Source organism: Teichococcus wenyumeiae, assembly GCF_003696345.1.
Lineage (GTDB): Bacteria > Pseudomonadota > Alphaproteobacteria > Acetobacterales > Acetobacteraceae > Pseudoroseomonas > Pseudoroseomonas wenyumeiae.
Map to the genome: position 1 here is coordinate 1 of NZ_RFLX01000109.1, position 3,344 is coordinate 3,344.

4 protein-coding genes are annotated in these 3,344 nt (G+C 63.8%); 1 reads left to right on the forward strand and 3 read right to left on the reverse strand.

The annotated features are described in order from the left end of the window. Nucleotides 1–88: 88 nt before the first annotated feature. Entirely contained in the window at nt 89–1,024 is a 936-nt protein-coding gene (locus EBE87_RS27895) for an AraC family transcriptional regulator (RefSeq protein ID WP_120641119.1), read from the reverse strand. Nucleotides 1,025–1,068: 44 nt separating this feature from the next. Between EBE87_RS27895 and EBE87_RS27900 the strand changes: the two genes are divergently transcribed. Continuing rightward, a complete protein-coding gene (locus EBE87_RS27900; RefSeq protein WP_120641120.1) occupies nt 1,069–1,800 on the forward strand; it encodes an SDR family oxidoreductase in 732 nt (243 codons plus the stop codon). 155 nt (nt 1,801–1,955) lie between these two features. Here EBE87_RS27900 and EBE87_RS27905 read toward each other — a convergent pair whose 3' ends face one another. Next, nucleotides 1,956–2,702 carry an SDR family NAD(P)-dependent oxidoreductase gene (locus EBE87_RS27905; RefSeq protein ID WP_120641121.1) on the reverse strand — a complete coding sequence of 249 codons (747 nt, stop codon included), beginning with the start codon at nt 2,700–2,702 and terminating at the stop codon, nt 1,956–1,958. Nucleotides 2,703–2,959: 257 nt separating this feature from the next. Beyond that, nucleotides 2,960–3,344, reverse strand: a 385-nt coding sequence (locus EBE87_RS29275) for a spore photoproduct lyase family protein (protein ID WP_199708132.1), incomplete at its 5' end; no start/stop codon positions are given.

Sequence of the window (3,344 nt, forward strand, 5' to 3'; positions counted from 1 at the left end):
CAGGTCAGGCCAGAAGCGAATCACCATCTCCGCCGCGCAGGAAATCACATCAGAGTCAGTTCATCCGCTCGACGGTATGAGCTATCCGTCAGCCCTTGCGCGGCGAATGGCCGAAGCTGCGTTTGAAGGCATGGCCGAACGCGCTTGGAGATGCATAGCCCACCTGGGCCGCCACGCTGGCAACATCAGCCTCATTCCGCAGCAGCAGGTGACGTGACAGCGTCATGCGCCAGCCTGCAAGATAATCGAGAGGCGGGCGGCCGACACGCCGTGTGAAGAGAGCAGCGAAGGCCGAGCGTGACATGCCGACCTGAGCAGCCAGGGCACCGACGGTCCAGGGAAAGGCGATGTTGCCATGCATCAGGCAAAGCGCCTTGCCGATCCGGCGATCCGCGAGCCCCCCGATCCAGCCGCAGCTTTCCTCACCATGATCGGCGATATGGGCGCGGATCGCTTCCACCAGCAGAACTTCCGCCAGACGTGCCGTGATGAGCGCATTCCCTGGTCGAGACTGACCCACTTCATTTTCCATAAGATCCAGTATGCTCCTGACAGCAGACGCGGAAGGCGCGCCTGCGGCCACGTGCATGAAGCCTGGCAGGGCCTCGAGCAGAAAGCCCGCTTCCTCGCTGCTGAAGGCGACGCCTCCGCCCAGCATGACCGTTTCGTGCCCTCCCAAGCAGACCACGTCCTGATCGGAGCCCGCGTAAAGGGCCATGCCATCCACCGGGTCCACTCCAGGACTGCTCGCCACCGTGTAGGGCGAGTGGCCGACCAGGAAGACATCCCCCGTGGCCAGTGCGAATGCAGATTGGCCAGGCAGCAGCACACAGCATCGTCCGCGCCGGACGGCGACGAACTTCAGCCGCGCCTGCGCTGGAAAGGCAAGCGACCAGTCTCCTGCGGCTTCCAGGCGGGTGCAGCGGATACTCCGCACCCCCAGGACCGCAAGCAACTCGGAAAGAGGATCGACTGCATCTTTGGACGATGGCGACAGAATCATGGCGCCTTGAGCATAGATCATCCGGTGGCTCCGCTCGTAGCCTTCTGTATGAGGAGGCCGTGGCCATGAATATCGAGAAGATCGTCGTCATCACCGGTGGCGGCAGCGGCATTGGCCGGGCGACAGCTCGGTTGCTGGCCTCCCGTGGCGCCAGGGTGGTGCTGGGAGGCCGGCGTGAGTCCCAGCTTGCGGCAGTGGTTGAAGAGATCAAGAAGGCAGGTGGCGAGGCCATCTACCGGCCAACCGATGTCACCCGGCGCAGGGACCTCCAAGCCCTGGCAGGGCTGGCCTGCGAGCACTATGGCCGCCTGGATGTTCTCATCAACAACGCAGGCATCGGCCCGATCTCACGCTTCGACGCTCTGCGGGTCGATGACTGGGACGCGATGATCGACATCAACATCAAGGGTGTCCTCTACGGCATCGCCGCCGCGCTTCCGATCTTCCAGAGGCAGGGGAGCGGGCACATCGTCAATGTTGTTTCCACGGCTGGGCTGAAGATCCTGCCGACCATGGGCGTCTATGCCGCCACCAAGAATGCGGTTCGGACCATCACGGAAGCCTTGCGACAGGAGGCGGGGCCTGACCTGCGTGTCACGGAGATCTCGCCTGGCATGATTGCCACCGGCTTCGTGGACTCGATGACCGACGAGACGGCCAAGGCCGCCGTCCAGCAGCGGATGGGCGCCATAGCCATTCCACCCGAGGCGATCGCACGCGGCATCGCCTTCGCGCTTGAGCAGCCCCCCGAGGTGGATATCGGAAGCATCGTGATCCGGCCGACCGCACAGGATTGAAGGGCGCAGACACTGAGCAGCGGCCGGAACAAGTGGGGGAGCGCAGACCCCGCCGCGGCTGACATGTGCCGCCACGCAGTAGCCAGGGCTGAATATTGTCCCCCACCCTGGAGAACCTGTGGAGGCTGGAAGCAGCTAGGCGAGAACGCCGCGCGTCAGTAGGTCGCGCGACCGCCGGATGCGTCGAAGACCGCGCCGGTGCTGAACGAGGCTTCCTCGCTCGCCAGCCAGCAGATCAGTGCCGCGACCTCATCGATCTTTCCAAAACGGCCAATGGGAATCTTGGAAAGCATGAAGTCAATGTGCTGCTGGGTCATCTGTGCGAAGATGGCGGTACGAACCGCGGCGGGTGTGACGCAATTGACGCGGATCTCTGTGCTGGCCAGCTCCTTGCCAAGCGACTTGGTCAGCCCGATCACGCCTGCCTTGGAGGCGCTGTAGGCCGATGCATTGGGGTTGCCCTCCTTGCCGGCAATCGAGGCAACGTTGACGATCCTGCCGTAACCGCCCCGCTCCATCGCCGGAATGGCGGCGCGGTTGCAGTAGAACAGGCCGTTGAGGTTGACATCCATGACCCGCTTCCATGCCTCAACAGGGTAGTCACGGACAGTGGTGTTGGGCCCGGTGATGCCGGCGCTGCAGACCAGGATATCCAGGCCGCCCAGGGCGGCGACGCTTCTTTCCATTCCGGCCGCGACGGCGTCCGCGTCCGCGACGTCGACGACGCAGGTTTCCGTGGCACCGGTTTCGACCTTCGCATTGGCGAGGGCTGTTTTATCCATGTCCCACAAACACACCGCGGCACCTTCCGCCTGCAAGCGCGCCGCGACCGCTTGGCCGATGCCGGCTGCTCCGCCGGTAACAATGGCCCTGCGGCCCGCGAAGCGATCTGTGAAGGACATGGTCAGACTGTCTCCATGGAAGCCCGCAGTCCGGCGCGCCGGCAGGCATCCACGTGAATCTTGTATGGGACCACGATCGACCTCCCTTCGCGCGGCGTGATGCGCGCCAATCCCTTGCGGCGGGATTCTGTTCTGTCGCTGCAAGAATGACGGATGGTATGAAGGGGGTCAACACAGCCAGATCGCGTTCCTCAGTGAGAAAGGGCAGGGCGGGTGTGAGACATGGCCGTGCCGGCGACGGGGCGCCGGCCGAGTGATCAGGTCCAGTACAACAACCGCGCCCGTGGCAGGCGGCTACTCAGTGCCTCCGTCATGAAGCGGCGCATTGCGGCCATTTCCTCCCGCGGCAGGACCCATTTTCCGGTGCCGAACTTGGTCAGCTTGCGTGTCCGGTCTGCCTCCTCCATCGGCAGGCCGCTGCCGGGATACCAGCCATTCAGCACGGCTTTCGACTTGTCGGTAAAGCGGTGGGTGATCATCTCCGCTGTCAGATCCAGGGCGGCGACGCCGCCCAGCGCATCGGCTACTTCTGCCAGCAGCCGGTCGTATTCCTCCCGCCATGTTGATTTTCGCTGAGACCTGACCCGGGAGGGGTCAGAGTTTTCGCTGAGAAATGACCCGTGTCTGTTCACCTCCTCGGCC